15 protein-coding genes are annotated in these 20,403 nt (G+C 49.5%); 11 read left to right on the plus strand and 4 right to left on the minus strand.

The genetic code is table 11. From position 1 onward, the window contains the following. Positions 1–164: 164 nt before the first annotated feature. From CAG69_RS08555 to CAG69_RS08575, 5 genes are read left to right on the plus strand one after another with little or no spacing between them, the layout of a single operon-like run. Positions 165–1,376, plus strand: a complete 1,212-nt coding sequence (locus CAG69_RS08555) for an ATP-grasp domain-containing protein (RefSeq protein WP_161443714.1) — start codon at positions 165–167, stop codon at positions 1,374–1,376. Next, on the plus strand, positions 1,373–3,205 hold the full coding sequence (locus CAG69_RS08560) for an IucA/IucC family protein (RefSeq protein ID WP_161443715.1): 1,833 nt from the start codon (positions 1,373–1,375) through the stop codon (positions 3,203–3,205). The genes CAG69_RS08555 and CAG69_RS08560 overlap by 4 nt, the downstream gene beginning before the upstream one ends. Before the next feature lie 6 nt (positions 3,206–3,211). Further along, a complete protein-coding gene (locus CAG69_RS08565; protein ID WP_161443718.1) occupies positions 3,212–4,417 on the plus strand; it encodes an MFS transporter in 1,206 nt (401 codons plus the stop codon). After that, positions 4,389–6,218, plus strand: coding sequence for an IucA/IucC family protein (locus CAG69_RS08570; RefSeq protein WP_161443720.1), 1,830 nt, complete (start codon positions 4,389–4,391; stop codon positions 6,216–6,218). Before CAG69_RS08565 ends, CAG69_RS08570 begins: the two co-directional genes overlap by 29 nt. Then, complete coding sequence (locus CAG69_RS08575) at positions 6,211–7,413, plus strand: type III PLP-dependent enzyme (protein ID WP_161443721.1); 1,203 nt, start codon at positions 6,211–6,213, stop codon at positions 7,411–7,413. The genes CAG69_RS08570 and CAG69_RS08575 overlap by 8 nt, the downstream gene beginning before the upstream one ends. A 74-nt stretch (positions 7,414–7,487) precedes the next feature. Here CAG69_RS08575 and CAG69_RS08580 read toward each other — a convergent pair whose 3' ends face one another. Genes CAG69_RS08580 through CAG69_RS08590 form a run of 3 tightly spaced genes read right to left on the minus strand, consistent with a single transcriptional unit; the run spans position 7,488 to position 10,862 of the window. Next, a complete protein-coding gene (locus CAG69_RS08580; protein ID WP_140063282.1) occupies positions 7,488–8,732 on the minus strand; it encodes an ABC transporter substrate-binding protein in 1,245 nt (414 codons plus the stop codon). A 2-nt stretch (positions 8,733–8,734) separates the two neighbouring features. After that, positions 8,735–10,165, minus strand: a complete 1,431-nt coding sequence (locus CAG69_RS08585; protein ID WP_161443723.1) for an ATP-binding protein — start codon at positions 10,163–10,165, stop codon at positions 8,735–8,737. Then, the gene (locus tag CAG69_RS08590) at positions 10,155–10,862 is read right to left on the minus strand and encodes a response regulator (protein WP_161443726.1); all 708 of its coding nucleotides are present in this window, start codon (positions 10,860–10,862) and stop codon (positions 10,155–10,157) included. Before CAG69_RS08590 ends, CAG69_RS08585 begins: the two co-directional genes overlap by 11 nt. A 265-nt stretch (positions 10,863–11,127) precedes the next feature. On the opposite strand from CAG69_RS08590, the gene ptsG reads away from it, so the two are divergent. Continuing rightward, positions 11,128–12,570 carry a glucose-specific PTS transporter subunit IIBC gene (gene ptsG, locus CAG69_RS08595; protein ID WP_161443728.1) on the plus strand — a complete coding sequence of 481 codons (1,443 nt, stop codon included), beginning with the start codon at positions 11,128–11,130 and terminating at the stop codon, positions 12,568–12,570. Between the two features lie 95 nt (positions 12,571–12,665). Here ptsG and CAG69_RS08600 read toward each other — a convergent pair whose 3' ends face one another. Next, positions 12,666–13,112 carry a DUF302 domain-containing protein gene (locus tag CAG69_RS08600; protein WP_161443730.1) on the minus strand — a complete coding sequence of 149 codons (447 nt, stop codon included), beginning with the start codon at positions 13,110–13,112 and terminating at the stop codon, positions 12,666–12,668. Positions 13,113–13,343: 231 nt separating this feature from the next. Here CAG69_RS08600 and CAG69_RS08605 point away from each other — a divergent pair, with 231 nt between their 5' ends. The 5 genes from CAG69_RS08605 (at position 13,344) to CAG69_RS08625 (ending at position 20,257) form a co-directional block, all read left to right on the plus strand. After that, positions 13,344–15,335 carry a U32 family peptidase gene (locus CAG69_RS08605; RefSeq protein WP_161443732.1) on the plus strand — a complete coding sequence of 664 codons (1,992 nt, stop codon included), beginning with the start codon at positions 13,344–13,346 and terminating at the stop codon, positions 15,333–15,335. Positions 15,336–15,439: 104 nt separating this feature from the next. Then, on the plus strand, positions 15,440–15,685 hold the full coding sequence (locus CAG69_RS08610) for a DUF3297 family protein (protein WP_005374689.1): 246 nt from the start codon (positions 15,440–15,442) through the stop codon (positions 15,683–15,685). Positions 15,686–15,910: 225 nt separating this feature from the next. Beyond that, positions 15,911–16,603 (plus strand): ABC transporter ATP-binding protein, encoded by a 693-nt coding sequence (locus CAG69_RS08615; protein ID WP_161443734.1) that lies wholly within the window; start codon positions 15,911–15,913, stop codon positions 16,601–16,603. A 19-nt stretch (positions 16,604–16,622) separates the two neighbouring features. Then, a complete protein-coding gene (locus tag CAG69_RS08620; RefSeq protein WP_161443736.1) occupies positions 16,623–19,133 on the plus strand; it encodes an ABC transporter permease in 2,511 nt (836 codons plus the stop codon). Next, positions 19,133–20,257 carry a lipocalin-like domain-containing protein gene (locus CAG69_RS08625; RefSeq protein WP_161443738.1) on the plus strand — a complete coding sequence of 375 codons (1,125 nt, stop codon included), beginning with the start codon at positions 19,133–19,135 and terminating at the stop codon, positions 20,255–20,257. The genes CAG69_RS08620 and CAG69_RS08625 overlap by 1 nt, the downstream gene beginning before the upstream one ends. The last annotated feature ends 146 nt before the right edge of the window (positions 20,258–20,403 follow it).

The following is a 20,403-nucleotide window of genomic DNA, read 5'->3' on the forward strand; positions in this document are numbered from 1 at the left end:
ATATTTATTTACCCTAAAAACACAACTAACAACAAAAAAAAACCAAATATCATAACAATAAACACTAAAACTTCTGCCCTCCGTCTCGAGAGAGGCACATTGGAAGACGACCGTGAGCGACTTTATCAACGTTAGAAGAAAATGTTAGAAAATTAGGAAAGCTCATGAAATCTACGATGATTATCGTAAGTCATGTCGTTAACGATGCAGTCACTCACGGCTTCGTGCCTGCAGCTAAAGCGATGGACCTTCACGTCGTTCTTATCACCGACCATAAGCTCAGCCATTTAAAGCTGGCGAGTCGTGATAGTCACTTTAATCCGGATGCCATTCTAGAATGTGATGTCTTCAACCCATTAGAACTCATCGAAACCATCACGGAGCATGAATTAAAGCCAGACGCTATTTTCAGCAATAGTGATCACTTACAAACTTCCACCGCCATCTGCGCGCAATTTTTTGGCCTCCCATCCAAAGATTGGTCTGTCACGTTAAAGGCCAAAAACAAACACTTAACTCGACAAGTGTTAAATGAAAAATCCTTACCCAACACACAAAGCTGTTTGCTGCATCGCCATTCGAATGTGGCATTAGGCATGGCCTTCCCTGTCGTGGCAAAACCCAAAGAAGGCGTGGCAAGTTTAGATGTACAGCGCTGTGACTCCCAAAGCGAGCTCGATGCTTACTGCGAGGCGTTTTGGCAAAAGCACCCAAACGCCGCCATTCTGGTGGAGCAATTCCTTCAAGGGCCTTTGGTTACGCTAGAAACTTTAGGAGATGGTGAGCGCCTTATCGCCGTCGGCGGTTTTGATGTGTCGCTCTCTGAGCCGCCTTACTTTATCGAAACCGCCGCAGACTGGAACGGACCAAACGGCATTGCTCACCGAGAAGCTTGCTTGGCTCAACTGAACGCGTTTGGCGTTGGTTTTGGAGTTTGCCACAGCGAATTTATCATTACGGAAAATGGCCCGGTTCTGGTGGAAATTAACTACCGCAGTATTGGAGATGGCCGCGAATTCTTGCTCAACAATCTCGCTCACTTCGGTTGGTTTAGCACAATTTTGGGTCTGCATTTGGGCCGAAGATTGGACGGCGATTACCAAATTCATGGCTCAGCGCACGTGCACTATGTGGTTGCGGAACACAGTGGTGTGATTGATGGAGATTCGACCTCCTTCATCCAACACGATGGCGATGTCATCACCCAGCAACAGGTACTAAAAACCGCTGGAGAACACTTCCAACAGAGTTATTCCAATAAGGATTATCTCGCCCGAATTTCGATTGTCTCACCATCAGGGCGAAACCTCGACCAAGCGCTGCAGAACGCGCTTAGCAATTTCGATCTCGCTCCGACTCGTGAGGTGGCGGCATGAATGACAACGCTTTGTATCTAACGCAACGATTGATCGACACTTGCTTACGCGAAGACATGTTTGGCATTTTGTCGAAGGCCAAGTTCAGCAACACCACACCAAAAGGAGCGATTACAGCTAAAAATGAGCAAGTCTGGCTGATATTTGCCAACTCTGATTTCACGTTGTATTTACCCGTTGCGCCAACGTATTACATGCAGCACTGGCGCTACAGTCACGCCAATGACGAAACACCACAAGGTTGGTGGGTGGAGAAAAATGGCCAAGTCGAGCATCAACAACATTACAAAGAGTGGATTGCACTACTAACGACACTGGCGCATGAGAGCTCTCACGAATTGTTGGCGGGGTATCTTCAAGAACTGGAATGTGCAGAGAAACACAAAGCGCTGTGTGACCAAGCGTTTCATCTTCACGCAGACCACATTTCTCAACCAATATCCGAGCTTGGTTCTTGGCATCAAAAACTGCTGCTAGCCGACCAGATCGCTTCTTACCTTGACCACCCGTACTATCCAACTGCGCGGGCGAAGTTTGGCCTGAGCGATGAAGACCTTGCTAAGTACGCGCCCGAGTTCGCACAAAGCTTTGCTCTGCATTGGATTGCGATTGAAAAATCACTGGTGACATTAACCAGCGAACAACCTGATTGCTGGCCGACGATGGAGCAAGTTGGGCTTCCTGCTGATTTTGCACTGAGCCACGTACTGTTCCCTGCGCATCCGCTCACCCTTCGCTCTTTAGAAGCCTTACCCGAAGACATGATAGAAGCGCCGTTTACGTACCTAGACGTGACGCCAACGCTTTCCGTTCGTACTGTGGTAGTCAACGACGCGCCGCATATTCACATCAAAGTTCCGCTGATCATGCGATCGCTAGGTACGAAAAACATTCGCTTAATCAAGCCTTCAACACTGTATGACGGCCACTGGTTTGAACGTCTACTCAGCCACCTTGAGCAAACGGACGCCGACTTAAACACTCGCTTGTTCCATTGCAACGAAAAACACGGTGGACACGTCGGTGAGGATAAAACCTTCGCGTACATCGTACGTGAGTACCCACTTACTCATTGCGAAGACAAAGCGTTAGTTCCGGTTGCAGCACTAGCAAGCCCAATGCCTGACGACCGCTTGTTCTTAGAACATTTGGCGGAGCAGTACTATCAACAAGATACGCTGGCGTGGTTCCAAGATTACGTCGACCTTCTTTGCCAAGTGCACCTCACCTTGTGGCTTCGTTATGGCATCGCATTGGAGTCCAACCAGCAAAACGCCATCGTTGCATTTGATCAACAGGGCAAAATGACGCTCGCGATGAAAGACAACGACGCGGCGCGAATTTGGCCAGAGCGCTTCCACTTTGCAACAGAGCATGCTGCCCAGAAACACGGCGCAGGAACAAATCCCGTGGATTGTGATGAACTGCTCGACCAACGCATCAAAGTCGACAATGAATTGGCGCTCGGTCAGATGTTTACCACCATCACATTACAATTGGATATCGCAGCGATTGTAGAAGCCATGGCAGAGAAGGGCATTGCCTCTTCAGCATCGCTTTACGCCATCGTGGCCAAAAGCATTGCAGAGCAACTCAACCGATTGGAAGGCGAAGGGTTAGAAATAAAACTGGCACGCGAGTTACTGCAAGAGGCGCCTGATTTGTACGCCAAGTACTTGTTGAGCTCTGGCAGTTTGCTCTCGAAAGAAGCCTCTGGCGCGAGCGACATCAATAAGTTCTATGGTTTGTCGGCTCCGAACTTCTTGCTGCTTTCTAGCGAAGAAGCGCAACGCGCCTACTTAGAAGCCATCAAAAAAAGCGTACGTTAAACGATTATGACCAAACTCATCTACAGTGTGTTGTTGTGCCACTTTATCGCTGCGTTTGCCGCGTTAGGTATGCCGCTATTTCTACCCGTCGTGTTGCCAACGTTAGGCGCAAGCATTGATGCGGACTGGGCAGGGGTATTGTTTATCCTACCCACGTTTTGTACTGCATTGGCGGCGCGATTTTGGGGCAACTTTGCCGATCGCTACGGTCGCCGCCGCTCACTCTTGCGTGCGCAACTTGGCCTTGCAGCAGGGTTTGCGCTGTGCGGCTTGGCAGACAACCTCGCCATGTTTGTGTTTGGTCTTATTGTTCAAGGAACCTTTGGCGGCACCATGGCCGCCTCGAACAGCTACTTATCTAGTCAAATTAAAGAAGCCAAAACACTCGGCAAGTCACTCAATAAAACCCAACTATCTGCTCGCTTGGCGCTGATCGTTGCGCCCATTGGGCTCGGCTGGAGCTTGTCAGAGACCAACCCGCTCAACGCGTACCTTTGGTTATGCGTTTTGCCTTTAATTGCTATGGGCATCACGCTAACACTGCCTGCGGATAAACCCGCAGAACAAAACCTCGAAAAGCCAAACTCAGAATCTCAGCAAGAACAACCTGTTGTACAGAAAAACGCAATGCATGCCATTCGCTGGATCTTCTTTGCTCAGTTCGGGTTTGCGTTTTCTATGGTGGTGACCTTTCCTTATTTCTCGCCGTTTGTGCAGCAATATGGCATCACTCACCACGCATGGATCGGTTTTTTGTACGCACTGCCGCATGGCGTCTATCTGTTGCTGGCAGGCAAAATCCACGTGTTGTCAGATGGGCTGAATCGCCATCAACCGCTGCGCACGTTGTGGCTCGGGTTTGCATTGCTTGCCGTGAGCTCTGCCTTGCATTTGATTGCGTCCGAAACCGCACTCATTGCTGCGAGAATTATCTTTGGCATCGCGATGGTGTGTTGTTATCACGGATTGCATCAGCATCTTGCGAGCAATCTGGATCGCAAATTCAGTGGCAAAGTATTTTCTCGCTTTGATGCCATGTCCAAATGGGGTGGCGTGGCGGCGGGATTTTGCGCTTCTTTCATTTCTAGCTTGGGGCTACTTGAGGTTCCTTTCCTACTTTCTGCGATAGTCAGCGTAATCACCTTGATCGCGCTGGTTCTCCATTCAAAATTTGGAAATCAACATGTTACAAACTCAATCCTCTCAGACTAGCGAGTTGCGCGCGCATGATGTGCAGCTCAATCGCGAGAAGGCCCAACTCAACACGATAATGGGTGTTCTTAATTGTTACTTACGTGAATTTGCGCTACCGAATCAACAAGTGGAATGGCGCTACCAATCGACATCGCTACCCCAAACGTTAAAACGCAACTATTCCGCCAAGCAACGGGTAGCCGTTCATCTGTCTCAACAAAATGGCGTGCTGGTTTTGCCGATTCACTACGCGAGCAAACTGGGCAAAATCAAATTGGCAGAACTGCCGTGGGCGAAAATGCCGGGATCTGGCTGGGCGAAATTGGATGCCACGCAAACTCTTACGCTTTTGCTTAACTATCTCAAGCAGGTGTTGGCGATCCCGTTTAACCATGAGCTGATCGAACAACTGGAAAATAGCGTGCTGGTTACCGAGCAGTTTCTCAACGTCGCGCCCAAATCGCATCACAACGAATTTATCGCTTCGGAACAGTCTCTGATTTGGGGGCACACTTTCCATCCGACCCCAAAAAGTCGTTCGGGCGTCACCATGGATGATCTCTTGGCGTTTTCTCCAGAAGTCGGCGCGCAAGTCCCGCTGTACTGGTTTGAAGTGGATACGTCCTTACTTGATGTGCTGAGTTCCGACGGAGAAGCTAACCCTGCGCAACGCATGCTACAACAGCTCGCGCCACAACACGCCACCAGCGATGGGAAGACCCTCTACCCTTGTCATCCTTGGGAAAGCTACACCATTTTGAGCAACCCAAGCGTGAAGCGTGCCATTGAACAAGGCAAGATCACGCCACTGGGTTTAGGTGGTGAAAAGATGCAGCCGACCTCTTCGGTTCGTACCCTCTACCACCCAGACATGGACTGGTTTGCGAAATTCTCCATCAACGTACGATTAACCAATTGCGTGCGCAAAAACGCGTGGTACGAACTCGACAGCGCCGTGCAGCTCACGTCGATTCTTAAACCAATTAGAGAAAACGAACAGCTGCACAACCCCGTATTTAAAGTGATGACAGAGCCTTACGCCACCACGTTGAATCTAGAAAGCGTCGCTGATCGTAATTGGGACGACAACACCAAAGCACGCGAATCGTTTGGGATTTTGTATCGCGAAAATTTCTCGCTGAGCGAAGTCGATATCTTAAAACCAACCCTCGCTGGCGCTCTGTTTGCTTACGACAAAAACGGCAACAGTTGCATTGCTCAACGCCTTAAAAACAAAGCGCGTACTACGCAAAATCGCTATTCCGACATCGCGACACTGTGGTTTGAACGCTATTTGCATTGCCTAATTCCGGGTGTGTTTAACTACTACTTCAAACACGGGGTGGCGTTTGAGCCGCATTTGCAAAACACCTTGATTGGCTTTGAGCAAGAGATGCCGTGTTGTGTTTGGATTCGTGATTTGGAAGGCACTAAATTACTGCCGGAGTTCTGGCCAGCAGAAACATTAACTGATTTGTCTGAACGCGCGCGACAATCGGTTTACTACCGTCGCGAACAAGGCTGGAATCGCATCGGATACTGCACCTTTATCAACAACATCAGCGAAGCGATTTTCTTCATCGCAGAAGGTGATGAGCCACTAGAGCAAACGCTATGGAATGCGGTGCAAAGTGCCATTGTGCGTTGGCAATCAGTGAATGGAAAACAGCCGGAACTAGAAGCGTTGCTGAATGGCGGTCACTTCCCAAGCAAAAATAATTTCACCACACGTTTGATGCAAAAAGCCGATAAAGAGTCGGGCTATACCCAAGTCGCCACACCTTGGCAGCAATACGAAAAAGGAGCGCAACATGTCTAATTCACTCTCCCTACCGACATGCGTTAGCCAGCAAGTTCACACGCTCGCACAGCAGCAAAATCAACCCTTGTGCGCGTACTTGTATGACCTAAACGCCTTAGAAGAACACATCAAACAACTGCGTCACGTTTTGCCGAAAAATGTCGAGCTATTTTACGCAGCCAAAGCCAATCCATCGGGCCCGATTCTCAAAACGCTCGCGCCGTATGTCGATGGTTTTGAAGCGGCGTCTGGCGGGGAGTTGACACACCTCCACCAGCAACAACTCGATAAGCCGTTGATCTTCGGTGGCCCTGGGAAAATGCCAAGTGAATTGCAACAAGCGATTGAGCTGGATGTTGATGCAATTCATGTCGAAAGCCTCACCGAGCTGCAACGCATTGGAGCAATAACCGAGCGCCTCAACCGCCCTGCTTCGATCTTTTTGCGTATGAACATTGATATTGGCGACATCACGCTCAGCAAGTTGGCGATGGGCGGCAAGCCGACTCCTTTTGGTTTGGACGAGTCCGAACTGAGTAATGCTTTGATGTTGCTGCGCGATTTCCCGCAAGTGTCACTGAAAGGTTTCCATTTTCACTTGATGTCGCATCAGCTCGATGTTGAACGTCACTTAGCGTTAATGCAGCGCTATTTCCAAGTCGTGAAGGCGTGGCAACAAGAGTTTGAACTCGGTGAGCTGATGATCAACTTGGGTGGAGGCATGGGGATTAACTACCAAAACCCTGAGCAACACTTTCCGTGGATGGAGTTTTGCGACAAGTTGGAATTCCTCATCGCCAAAGAGCAAGTGCAAGACTGGACACTGCGTTTTGAATGCGGACGTTTCATCACGGCGGCATGCGGTTATTACGTAATGGAAGTGCTGGATATTAAGCAAAATCTTGGCGAAAACTTTGTCATCGCACGCGGGGGAACTCACCACTTCCGCACGCCAGCAGCGCAGAGCCATGATCATCCATTCGTCATCCTGAAAAGCGAGCAACACCATGAGATTTCTCACTCAATTCAGCATGCACAAGCGACCTTTGTCGGCCAGCTTTGTACGCCCAAAGATGTGCTGGCACGCAATCAACACGTCGCCCACGTCGATATTGGTGATTACGTTGTGTTTACCTTAGCGGGCGCCTATGCGTGGAACATCTCCCATCAAAACTTCTTGATGCATGAACCGCCGATCTTCCACTATTTCTAAACGGCATACTTCGCTTCACTCAAGCCCCAATCATTGGGGCTTTTTTATTCCATCTCGGCACAGATTCATTGCCATTAACCGCTTTTCGAAATCGCAATAATGCGTTTTATCAGCTCGTCGGGTTCCATCTTGGGGTTGCGGTAAAAACGGAAAATTTCCGAGTTTATCGCTTGCTGGGCAACCGGATTGACCGCCATCGAATCAATCATACTCGGCACAGCGAGGTTGTGTTTAACGCCGTAGTGAAAGTCTTGATATGACTGGACCTGACACGGATTAAAATCGCTGATGTCGATATCGGTACGTACCGGAATCGAGCCTTTTACCTTATTGAACTTAGCTTGAAACTCGACATCTGCCAGCGCGCTTGCGGTTTGCTGAGCCGCCTCGGCAGAAAACGACTTGCTCGACATAAACACCAAACTGTCCATGTTGTAGAGGAATACACCATCGCTGTCAGGCGTTGGGTAACAGCCGACCTCTTGCGGAACTGAGACTTGATTGGCGAGCAGCTCACCCAAAATCCAATCACCGCCTATTTGAAACAGCGCCTGACCGTCGGCTAGCGCTTGGGTCGCCGTATCCCACTTACTGTCGGGTAATTGGTTGTCGATCAACAAACTCAGGCGGCGAAATTGCGTCAACGCTTGGCGCAGGGTATCACTGTCGATGCTGTCGCGTTCTAGTTTGACCATCGCATTGGTGTAGAACTCAACGCCGCCAGTGGAGATCACTAAGTTCTCGAAAAGTTGGGCGACTTGCCACGGCTGCTCACCGACCGCGATCGGTACAATGCCATTTTGCTTAGCAAGCTCCATGGCAGCGAACATCTCTTGCCAGTTTTTCGGCGCGGACAGATTCAGTTGTTTAAGCAGCTTGTGGTTGACCCACAACCAGTTCAAACGGTGCAGCGTAAGTGGCAGGGCGATATAGCCGTTTTGTGTTTTGTTGATTTCGATAGACAGCGGGTAGAGCACCTCGTCCCAGCGCTGCTCATCCGCTACCGCGTTGACGTTGTGCAAAATACCGATGGCATCCCACGCTTTAATACTTGGCCCTTCGATTTGCGCGAAGCTCGGTGGATTGCCCGCCAGCGCGCGAGCTTGCAGTACCGTCATCGCGCTGTCACCACCACCGCCTAACACCGGGCTTTGCAGCAGCTCAATATCGTGCCGTTTTAGCTGAGCTTTAAGTGTTTGCAGCGCTTGCTGCTCGCCGTCAGAAGTCCACCAATGTAAAAACTCTACCCCTTGTGGCGACTCAGCGTGAGCAACGCAAGGGGCGAGCAACAGTGGGAACCAGAATGCCAGTTTGTTCATAGTCAGTCTCTCGGGAAAGTCAGTGTGGCGCAGAGGCCGCCAAACTGAGAATGGCTCAGCAACAAGTTGCCGCCATGAGCCTTTGCAATACTCTGTGAAATGGTTAACCCCAGCCCACTGCCTTCTTTATCGTTGCTAGCGCGGAAGTATGGCTGGCAGAGCTTTTCAAGTAATAAATCGTCAACGCCGTCACCGTGATCTTCAATTTCAATCTGGATCGACTCTGGGCTTTCACTCAGCGTAATGTCCGCTTGATGGCCGTATTTGAGCGCGTTATCGACCAGATTCTGAATGCAGCGCTTAATCGCTAGTGGTTTGCCGGCAAAGTGGGTGCGGATTTCACCGTGGATGCGAATCGCGTCCGGCGCATCGGCGATATTGGCGGAAATGTGCTGAATCAGTTGGGTGAAATTGATCGGCTCGATTTCCTCGTGGATATCGGTCTCTTTAATGCATTGCAATGCGCCTTTGACCATCAAATCTAGGTCGTTACTCAGGCGGATAAAGCGTTCTCGGTCGGCGTCGTCATCCAGCATTTCCGCCCGCAGTTTTAGGCAGGCTATCGGCGTTTTCAGATCGTGGGAGATGGCGCTGAACAACATCTCGCGGTCTTTAATGTGGCTGTCGATGCGTCGATTCATCTTGTTAAACGCACGTACCGCCGCTTTCAGTTCGTTACTGCCGCGTTCAGAGACTTCGGGCACGTTTAATCGGCTCGACATCAGGGTTGCGGCTTTTGCCAGCTCTCGAATTGGTTGAATTTCTTTGCGAACGATAAACCAGGTACACAGCAACAGCATTAGCGCGGACACCAATAGCGTCAGCCATTGGCGCAGCTCAAAATAGTTAGTCTCTAGGTTGATGTAAGGCGCGGGTAGCACCGCCGCGAGATAAAACCATTCGTTCTGTGCGACTTCGACCTGCATCACCAGAATGGGTGGGTTGAGGTCACCAAACGAAAGTGAATAATGCGCCCACAATAGTGGCAGTTCATCGATAGGTAGCTCGTTGTTGAACACTTTGAGTTTGTCGCGCTGGGTGAACTCCACCTCGATATTAGGAATGCCGTTCAGCTCGCTTTCTAATACCTCGCGAACTTGGTGGATGACCAACGTTTTGCGCTCGCTCTCTGGCAGTGGGTCGACGTCAATCTGGTGATTGTTGAGTGAGACGAAAAAGCGCGTGCCGCCCATATTGCGTAGTTGATTGAGCACCAAGTGGCGATATTCAGAAGGGAGGGTTTGAAAGAAAGCGATGGTGGAAGAAGCGCTCAGTGCTAAGCTTTTGACTGTGGTGGTCAGGCCCTCTTTATCGCGTTCGCTGGCGTGTTGATACCAGATAATCCCGGATAATACCTGCGCCAGAATGATCACTAGCAACAGGAACACACTGGTGCGAACGACCAGTGATCCCGTCCAGCGTTTAATTCTCATAATGCACGTCCGTGGTCAGCATGTAGCCTTTGTTGCGCACCGTTAGGATCAGCGAGCGGTCTTTATCTTCAAGGTGATGACGCAAGCGGCTGATCTGCACGTCGATGCCGCGTTCAAACGGGTCGGCATCGCGTCCCCAGCTCTCGCGCGCAATATCATCGCGCGACAAAATCGATTGTGCGTGGTTGACGAATAAACCAAGTAGCGACAAATCCGCGCCACTCAGTTGTTTGACCTCGCGGCTAGCAACGTGGGTCAGTTGCCGGGTTACGGTATCTAACAACCAGTCGTCAAAACGCACTTTACGCGTCAGTTTGCTATTGGCGGTCGTTTGGCTGCGTCTCAGAATCGTTTTGATGCGCGCGAGCAGTTCACGCGGGCTGAATGATTTGGTGATGTAGTCGTCAGCGCCCATTTCTAGCCCTGCGACTCGGTCGGCTTCTTCGGTGACGGCGGTCAGCATGATGATCGGAACATCGGAGTTTTTGCGCAGTTTCTGGCACAGGGTAAAACCGTCTTCACCGGGCATCATAATATCGAGGATGATCAAATCAGGATGGTGATCGTTGAGCAGTTGCCACATCACGCCGCCGTTTTCTGCGCAAAGCACTTCAAACCCTGCGCGACCAAGGTAATCTGACAATGCTTCGCGAAGGTCAAGGTTGTCATCGACGACCAGTATCTGCTTGTTTTCCATCCTACTTTCCCTGTGTCCTTCCCTGTGCCTGCCCCTGAGTTTGGCGCTGGCCAATATGATGCATTCTTAAACGCACATGCACAATCGAGCCGATTACAATTTTCACTCCTCAGTGTAAGAGATTTGTAAGCGGCCACTTACAAACTGATTGCCTTTTGTAACCTTAGGCGCCGCCTTGCTCGCTATGATCATCCTGACCTAACGTGAAACAACATGACCTGAAGGAATCAGGTCCTACAACACTGGCATTCGTCAGGAGGAAACCATGTTTGCAAGTATATTTGGACAACTACAAAAAATAGGGCGGTCGTTGATGCTGCCTGTGGCGGTGTTACCGGTGGCCGGCTTGATGCTGGGTATTGGTAACGCGGGGTTTGCGTTTATTCCAGACGCGGTCAACAAAGTGATGCTCGCCGCCGGTGAAGGCGTGTTCGGCAACATGCAGTTGATGTTCGCAGTTGGCGTCGCGCTCGGATTATCAAAAGGCAATGACGGTGCAGCGGCGCTCGCAGGCCTAGTGGGCCTAATCATTATGAATGCATCTCTCGGTATCGTGACTGGCTTGCGCGGCTTAGAAACTGACGCCACCATCATCGGCGTTGAGACGCTGCAAACCGGGGTGTTTGGCGGCATCTTTATCGGTGCGGTCGCGGCAATCATGTACAACCACTTCTACAACATCAAACTGCCGGAATATTTGGGATTCTTCGCGGGTAAGCGATTTGTGCCCATTGTCACCGGTCTATCGGCGATCGTCGTTGGTGCGATTCTCGCGTTTGCATGGCCACCTGTCGGACAACTTCTTGATGCATTCTCTCATTGGGCAGCGTACCAAAACCCTGTTCTCGCGTGGGCGGTTTACGGAGCGGGCGAACGTTCATTACTCCCTATTGGTTTGCACCACATCTGGAATGCACCGTTCTTCTTTGAAGTCGGCAGCTATGTAGACCCAGAAACTGGCAAAGAGTTTACCGGTGAGCTCACTCGCTTCTTCGCGGGCGATAAAACCGCAGGTTATCTGTCTGGTGGCTTTATGTACTCCATGTGGGCGCTACCAGCAGCGGCACTGGCGATTTACCACTGCGCGTCTCCAGAGCGTAAGAAAATCGTCGGCGGTTTGATGATGTCTGCGGCGTTGACCTCTTGGTTAACCGGTATCACAGAGCCAATCGAATTTACCTTTTTATTCGTCGCGCCAGTGCTGTACGTAATCCATATTTTCCTAACTGGTATTGCGTTTGCGATCACCGCATTTTTGGAAATCAAACACAGTACTGACTTTGCGCACGGCGCGATCCAGTTCTTCCTTTACTACCCAATGTCGAGCAACGCGTGGATGTTCATCATCATCGGTCCAATCTGGGCGACGCTGTACTATGGCTTGTTCCGCTTCCTAATTGTGAAGTTGGATCTGAAAACGCCGGGTCGTGAAACCGACATTGCAGAAGTGAAGATTGCCGGACAGCCTGATGAAATTGCGGTGGATGTAGTCGCTGCATTGGGCGGCAAAGCCAATATTAAGTCAGTCGATGCGTGTATCACCCGTCTGCGTGTCTCGGTGAAAGACATTGCCAACGTTGATGTTGCTAAGCTAAAAGCGCTCGGCGCGCGAGATGTGTTAGTGATTGGCGACAGTTTACAAGCGATTTTCGGCACGCAGTCTGACTCAATTAAGTCAGAAGTGCACAGCGTACTCGCCACCTCCTGATCTTACCTCCCCCAATATAGGTAAGATTTGCCAACCTCCTTGTGAGGTTGGCTTTTTCATTTTCGGAGTTAAAAAAGCGAAGCCAATAACCAGCCCTACTTCGCCGCCGCGTTGGTTAAATTGCCCAGCACGCCGCTGATTTTGTTCAATACCTCGTCGCAGCCTTCAATATGATGGCGCTGCTTTAAATACATAGGATCGTTATAAGCTAACCACGTTTTGCCTTCATCATCTTCATACACCAACACTTTTTGGGGTAAATCGAGCGCCACTTCATGCGCACAGATCATCAGTGGCGTGCCTACTTTAGGGTTTCCAAACACGATAACTTCGGTTGGTCGCAACGTCATATCGACTTTCGTGGCATTCTCTTGATGGTTAATGCGCGCAAAGACGTTCAACCCTTTTTCTTGCGCGATAGCGACAAATTTATCCGCCGTATCTTTTGCTGAATGCGTGCTCGCAACGGTTACCACGCCCTCACCAGCCAACGCACTCAATGACGTCAACGCCACGACCAACCCGATGATTACTTTTTTCATTTGTCGTCCCTTCCTCTCTATCTGAGTCGAAAACTGTAAATATAGAAAAACCAAGTGTAGGAAAACTATAGAAGTCAGATTCCGCTATCGCGAATTGCACTCTACCCACTCAAGAGTCGACCGTGTAACACGGATTAATTGATTCAGATTAATAAAGCATTAACTAGCCGAGCATCAAAAGCGTGAAATACGTAACATTTGCAGCCTATTTTAGTAAGAAAGAGAAAAGTAGTGACACGCGATCAATTTGAGTTATTAGCACCCGGTGGTGATTTAGATTCCATCAAAGCCGCCATTGCCGCTGGCGCCGATGCAATTTACTGCGGGTTGGACCGCTTCAATGCACGTAACCGAGCGACCAACCTCACCTTAGATAACTTAAATGGCGTATTAACGTTAGCCCATCAGCACAACTGTAAGATCTTTCTAACGCTGAATGTGCTGATTTTAGAAAGTGAAATTCCGGCGATTGTTCGCTTACTCAGCCAACTGAACACCACCAAGATCGATGGCGTGATCGTGCAAGATCTCGGTCTGGCCTACATTCTCAAACATCACTTTCCCGATTTGGATGTGCACGCTTCAACGCAACTAAACACGCATAACGAAGGCCAGATCCTCTTTCTCAACCAGCTCACCGCAAGCCGAGTAAACTTATCTCGCGAACTTAACATCGATGAAATAAAACATCTGGCGCAATTTGGTCGCGAGCACAACGTAATGATGGAAGTGTTTGTCCACGGCTCATACTGCATCGGATTCTCCGGAATTTGCTACATCAGTTCCGCTCGCAATGGTGCATCAGGTAACCGTGGACGTTGCAGTCAACCTTGTCGCGAACAGTACGAAACGACCAAAACGGGCAACAACTACCCACTCAATATGAAAGACAATTCCGCCTTTGGGGACTTGGAAGCGCTTGCCGATGCTGGCGTGTATTCATTAAAAGTGGAAGGGCGAATCAAGAAATCGCACTACGTCTATACAGTGGTCGACAATTGGCGTCAGCAAATCGATCGCTTGTGCGAGGGTTTGGAACTCTCTGAAGACACCACCGAGTTATACACGGTGTTCAACCGTGATTTCTCCAACGCATTTTTGCAAGGTGATTTCGGCAAGGCGATGTACATCGACAACCCGCGCGACCACGCTGTAAAGCATTTTTCGAAGGTTTACCAATGCCAATCTGCTGATGATGTGCAAGCGGTGAAAAAGAAACTATACGATGACAAAACCGCGATCATTAAGAAAGTGGCAGAGCAAACTAAGTCGTTCGATGCCACTTCAACACAAGTATCCGGCAGCAGCTTGAAAGGGTCGATTGATGTGCCAACTCTGCCAGCGTTACCTCAACCAGACCCTCGCCAAGGTGCGCCAAAACTATCGGTTCTGATCTCGTCAGCACAAGAAGCCATGCTGTGCGAATACCACGACATTGATGTTTACTATCAATTGCCAATGGGATTGTCTGGTGAACTGAGCGCGATGATTGAATTGTTCCAAGCCAACCCAATGCTCAAACCTTGGTTCCCTGCCATTTTGATTGGCGAAGACTACCACGCCGCTCGTGTATTTTTGGAAACCATCCAACCTGAATTGTTGATCACCAACAACTCAGGCGTCGGCATGCTCGCAAAAGAGCTCGGCTTAGGCTGGGTGGCAGGCCCACAAATGAACACGGTGAACTCATACGCGTTTAAATGCCTTCAAGACGAGTTCGCGGCAAGTGGCGCGTTTGTTTCTAACGAGCTGAATATGAAGCAGATGCGTCACATAAAGCGTCCGAAAAACATGCGCAGCTTCTACAGCATTTATCATCCAAATACCCTACTCACGAGCCGCCAATGTTTGTTCCAACAAACCGAAGGATGCCGTAAGGTGAAGGTCAACAAAGGCTGTTTGAAACGCTGTGATAAACGCACGTCTATCATCAACTTAAAAGACAATCCTTACGTGGTGCAAAAACAGAAAGGCAGCCACAATTCGATCTACAGCGAACACAACGTCTTAAACCTGCAAGTGCTGCACGATCTGCCTCAATTATTTACCGATGTGTTGATCGATCTGCGTGATATCCAGACCGAAACGAAAGTCTCAGCAAGCAAACCTGAGTTGATTGACGCGTTCTTAGCTCTACTTGAAGAACACAGCGAACTAGCCATCCAAACGCTGAATGCCATGATTCAACCAACAGCCAACGCGCAGTATTTAAAGGGGTTATAGGCGGTACTTGAAAGTTAAACAACGCATCCACTCTCAACATATCTTGAACACTCACAGTGCACTGACTACAATGGCGCACTTTTTACGGAATTTAGGTCACAAACATGACAGACACAGCTAAACCAGCTCTACCAGATCGCCTAGCGGGTAACCCACGTAGCCCATTCTTCATCAAAGAATGCTTCGAGCACCAAATCGGTATTCGTATCAACGGCCAAGAGCGTACTGACGTAGAAGAATACTGCATCAGCGAAGGTTGGGTAAAAATTGCTTCTCCTAAAGCAAAAGACCGTTTCGGTAACCCAATGCTAATCAAACTTAAAGGCGAAGTTGAAGCGTACTACGTGTAAGCTGACCACGCTGAATATATTTGAAAGCTCGAGTCTAACTCGGGCTTTTTTAATGCCTGTCATATCCCTCCTCATTTAATCTCTTCCCTCTTCTTTTCAGTACAAGTTATTAAGAAATCGATGTAAATCGCTGTTTTTATCTGATTGTTGTCTAAAGTTTCTAAAGAAGGAACTGCAATAGCCATTGCCAAAAGAAACGACACCTTTTGATTGTAGGGAGAGGAAATGGAAAGCCCACTTGTCACACTCAAACACGCCAGCAAAAGCTTTGTCGATGGCAAAGAGACACATCGCGTGTTGGAAGGCGTCGACTTTACGTTGAACACAGGAGCGAGTGTTGCGCTGACGGGCGCAAGTGGCAGCGGCAAAAGCACCTTACTCAATGTCATCGCTGGCTTTGAGCCGCTTTCCGAAGGTGAGTTGTGGTTAGATGGCGATAACACAGCGGCTTGGAAAGACCCACAATGGAGCCAATTTCGACACCAAAAACTCGGTGTTATCTTCCAGCAATTCAACCTATTAACGCCGCTCAACGTGCAGCAGAACATCGCCTTCCCTTTGCATTTGAATCAACAGAAATGGAACGACTGGTGCGATTACTTGGTCGAGACGCTGGGCATCAGCCAACTTCTCGACAGGCATGTTTCTGCTCTTTCAGGTGGTCAACAACAACGCGTCGCGATTGCTAGAGCCTTAGCCCATAAGCCTAAACTTCTGCTTGCCGATGAACCCACAGGAAACCTTGACCAAAAAGCGGGGTTAGAAGTGATGAAACTACTGAGTGAAATCACCACCCAAGGCAACACGGCAGTGCTGTTAGTTACCCACAGCCCTGACTGTGCTGAGTTCATGCAAACCCAGTTACGCTTGAAAGATGGGCGTTTGGAAAATAGTCAGTTGCATGGCGGTCATCACTAAAACAAACATGAGCTTCGCCATGAAGCAAGCTAAGCTATCAACCACCAGATTCACGCATACTCGACTCGCCCTAAATCTGTTTGCGGCGTACTATCGGCAGGCGCCACTGCAAGCTGCCGCAATTCTGGTCGGTATCGTGCTGGCAGTGACCTTATTTGTTGCGGTGCAAGCCATCAACCTCAATGCCAAGCGCAGTTATGCGGAGTCTACCGAGCAACTTAGCGCACAAGCTCAGAACTTAATTATTCCACCAGCAGGGCAAAACTATCTGCCCGAATCTCTTTATTTCACCCTTAGACAAAATGGGCTCAGTGCAGCGCTACCTGTGATCGAGGGGCGAGTGAGAGATGAACAAGGGCGACGTTGGTCGGTGCAAGGTAGTGAGTTGATTGCCGCCATCTCTTCACGTTCTCGCTATTCAGCAGAAAACCAACAGAACGTGTCTTTATTCGACAGTGCGTTACCTTTGCCTGAGCTTTTAGCCGGCAAGCCAATCGTGATGATGAGTCAATCTCAACATCAAAACTTAGAAGAGGTAGAAACCCTAACTCTGGACGACATTCCAACCCAAGTGGTGGTGCTACCAGACGAATGGCAGTTAGGTAGCCGAATGTTGATGGACATTGGCTTTGCCCAGCAACTGCTCAATAAACAAGGACAGCTCAGTTACATTGCGGTTTTCCATTCGGGTGATAAAGGGCATAAAGACACGCAAGCAAATTGGCAAAGCATCATTGGCGAGCAAGGACAATGGATTTCCAATAATCAAAGTACAGACCTTGGCTCACTGACCGACAGCTTTCACCTCAATCTCACCGCAATGAGCTTACTTGCCTTTTTAGTCGGGCTGTTCATCGCTTACAACGGCGTAAAGTACAGCTTGCTGAAACGCAATCGGCTATTAGTGCAAATTCAACAGGCGGGGGTTGCGCCGAGCATTGTGTTCTCTGCGCTGTTAGTTGAACTCACTATTCTCGTTACCATCGGCGCTTCCCTCGGTTTTGTATTGGGCATGCAGCTCAGCCATTGGTTGCACCCGACCGTGGCGCTGACATTAGAACAACTTTATGGTGCGACACTGCTGCCCGGCACTTGGCAGTGGCAATGGTGGGCGCAAGCCCTGCTGCTCACGTTAGCCGCCACCCTATTAGCATGTTGGCAGCACTTTAAACAGCGAGTGCGCCAGCCGCTCTCCTCTCATGGCGGCTTTTATCAAGCGCCTGAAGCCTCTAACGAAAACCAATTGTTCGTGATAGGTGCTGCGTTGACGGCTTTCGCACTCGCAGGGTTATGGCTGAGTGAGCATCACCGCTTCACCATGGCGTGGCTCGGCGTGCTTGTGGTGTCGATTCCTTTGTATCTACCCAAAACACTCAGCGTCTTAGCCAATTGGTGTGAAAAGCGCACCAGTTCTGGTTTGATGCAGTATCTGTTTGCAGAGCTGCGTGAGCTGATTTCTCCGCTTTCTCTCGCCATGATGGCACTGCTACTCGCCGTTACTGCCAATATGGGGATGAATACCTTAGTGGGCAGCTTCGAATCCACCCTAAAACAGTGGCTAGAACAGAGGCTACATGCCGATATTTACGTCAGCCCTGCGCAAGGGGAAATCGCAGATGTGGAGCGCGCGTTAGGGCAGTTCGACAAGGTTGAGACCGTCTACAAGCAATACTACGTCGAAGATAACCTGCAAGGCTTACCGATTTTGCTTGGCACCAAAGACAAAGATACCTTAGAACAAACCATGGTGTTCAAATCGCATTTGGAGAACTTCTGGCAGCGTTTTTACCAAGGTGAATCAGTCGCGATTAGTGAACCAACCGCGGTCAAACTGGGTTTATCACTGGGTAGCGCGCTCACGCTTGATGCAGTTCCAAATAAGAACCTGCTTGTGGGTGCGATATTTCACGATTATGGCTCACCCAACGGTGAAGTGTTATTGGCACCCAAATTATGGCAAGAGAGTGGCTTTACCGACCTGCCGACAAGCCTTGGCATAAAAGTCTCGGGGGACCCACAAATCGTCTACGAGCAACTGCGCGATCAATTGAATCTGCATCCAAGTCAGCTCTACGATCAGGCGCAAATCAAATCCATCGCGTTGGATATTTTCTCGCAGACCTTCGCCATTACGCGCGCACTCAACGGCGTGACTTTGATGGTCGCCGTGATTGGTTTGTTCAGTGCTTGCTTCATGTTGCTTGACGCGCGCAAAGCCGCCATTGCAAGACTGTATGCACTTGGCGTCAGCCGTCGTAAATTAATGACCATGGTGGTCGGACAGATCATTGCTTTGGTGAGTTTTACTCTGGTTATCGCCTTACCTCTAGGAGCTATGGTGGGTTATGTACTGACAGATATCGTCACCTTGCGCGCTTTTGGTTGGAGCTTACATTATCTGTGGAACTGGAGCGATGCGCTGAGCATTGCGGCGATCACCATCTTGGTGGCGGTGATTGCAACCTTGATTCCTCTGTGGCGATTGGTCAGTAAGCCTGTCGTGTCCAGTTTGCAAAGCGAGGTGTTGTGATGGTTCGATTAGCAAGCAAACTTACTCTGCTCATAAGCAGCTTGATCCTATTTGGATGTGAAGATGCCCAACAAAAAAATATGAGCACACAAAATATGGGCACGTTGCTGGGAAGCGGAGATACGAAAAGCGAGAGCAACCTATTCACACCCGTAGAAAAAGGGATTGAACTCACCTTCCCAGCAGACCATCAAGCGCACCCGAATTTTCGTCATGAATGGTGGTACTTAACCGCTAACTTAATTGATGAAGATGGCACTCCACTTGGCGTCCAGTGGACACAATTTCGCTTTGCTGCTGCGCCGCCAAAAGGCGAAGATGACGTAAAGAAAACCGAATGGCAAACTCAACAAATCTACATGGCGCACAGCGCGGTCACGACAACCGACAAACACTACGCCGATGAAAGATGGTCACGCGATCAAGCCTCTCTAGCTGGCGTCGACACTTCACCATTTCGAGTTTATCTCGATGATTGGCAGTGGACTTCTTCAACCACCGATCTCTTCCCTGCCACATTGAATGCAAACTCCGAACAATTTGGCTATTCGCTGACGCTTACCAGCAGTGCACCTTATCAAAAGCAAGGCGAACAAGGTTACAGCACCAAAAGTGCCGATGGTCAGGTGGCTTCGTATTATTACAGCCAACCGTTTATTGATGTCTCCGGTGAAGTCACGATCGACGGCAAAACCCATCAAGTGTCGGGCAAAGGTTGGATAGACCGAGAGTGGAGCTCGCAATTCTTACTCGACTCACAACAAGGCTGGGACTGGTTTGCCCTAAGGTTGAGTGACGAAACCAGCTTGGTGGCGTTCCAATTGCGGGATTCCAAAACCGGAGCAGCCAGTTATTCCAGTGCAAGGCTGATGCAGCAAGATGGTTCTGGCATCGCCATTTCTCAAAAAGACATTCAGTTAAAGGCGACCAAGCAAACAGAAATCCAAGGGCGAAAGTATCCAACCCAGTGGCAAGTGTCGATTCCTAACCAGCAAATCGAGCTTACCGTTTCTGCACTCAACCCGAACGCGAAAATGCCGCTTTCGGTGCCTTATTGGGAAGGTCCAGTGCGTATTGATGGCTCTCATTCTGGGACTGGTTATATGGAGCTGACGGGATATTAAGCGCTCTGAACGGATTTCAATTACCGTTGAGAAGCCATCTTAAGAACCATCTCCTACCCGCAACAGAATGCATCACAATCAGAAATAAATGACTACGACGCATTTATTCGATACTAGCCTTGAATCCTTGCTTCATTGCGGTACGC

This window comes from Vibrio sp. V43_P6S15P86, from assembly GCF_009904725.1.
In the GTDB taxonomy this organism is placed as follows: Bacteria; Pseudomonadota; Gammaproteobacteria; order Enterobacterales; family Vibrionaceae; genus Vibrio; species Vibrio diabolicus.

Coding starts and splice junctions, on each gene's coding strand:
- CAG69_RS08555 (WP_161443714.1), top strand. CDS start 165: ATGAAATCTACGATGATTATCGTAAGTCATGTCGTTAACGATGCAGTC.
- CAG69_RS08560 (WP_161443715.1), top strand. CDS start 1,373: ATGAATGACAACGCTTTGTATCTAACGCAACGATTGATCGACACTTGC.
- CAG69_RS08565 (WP_161443718.1), top strand. CDS start 3,212: ATGACCAAACTCATCTACAGTGTGTTGTTGTGCCACTTTATCGCTGCG.
- CAG69_RS08570 (WP_161443720.1), top strand. CDS start 4,389: ATGTTACAAACTCAATCCTCTCAGACTAGCGAGTTGCGCGCGCATGAT.
- CAG69_RS08575 (WP_161443721.1), top strand. CDS start 6,211: ATGTCTAATTCACTCTCCCTACCGACATGCGTTAGCCAGCAAGTTCAC.
- CAG69_RS08580 (WP_140063282.1), bottom strand. CDS start 8,732: ATGAACAAACTGGCATTCTGGTTCCCACTGTTGCTCGCCCCTTGCGTT.
- CAG69_RS08585 (WP_161443723.1), bottom strand. CDS start 10,165: ATGAGAATTAAACGCTGGACGGGATCACTGGTCGTTCGCACCAGTGTG.
- CAG69_RS08590 (WP_161443726.1), bottom strand. CDS start 10,862: ATGGAAAACAAGCAGATACTGGTCGTCGATGACAACCTTGACCTTCGC.
- ptsG (WP_161443728.1), top strand. CDS start 11,128: ATGTTTGCAAGTATATTTGGACAACTACAAAAAATAGGGCGGTCGTTG.
- CAG69_RS08600 (WP_161443730.1), bottom strand. CDS start 13,112: ATGAAAAAAGTAATCATCGGGTTGGTCGTGGCGTTGACGTCATTGAGT.
- CAG69_RS08610 (WP_005374689.1), top strand. CDS start 15,440: ATGACAGACACAGCTAAACCAGCTCTACCAGATCGCCTAGCGGGTAAC.
- CAG69_RS08615 (WP_161443734.1), top strand. CDS start 15,911: ATGGAAAGCCCACTTGTCACACTCAAACACGCCAGCAAAAGCTTTGTC.
- CAG69_RS08620 (WP_161443736.1), top strand. CDS start 16,623: ATGAAGCAAGCTAAGCTATCAACCACCAGATTCACGCATACTCGACTC.
- CAG69_RS08625 (WP_161443738.1), top strand. CDS start 19,133: ATGGTTCGATTAGCAAGCAAACTTACTCTGCTCATAAGCAGCTTGATC.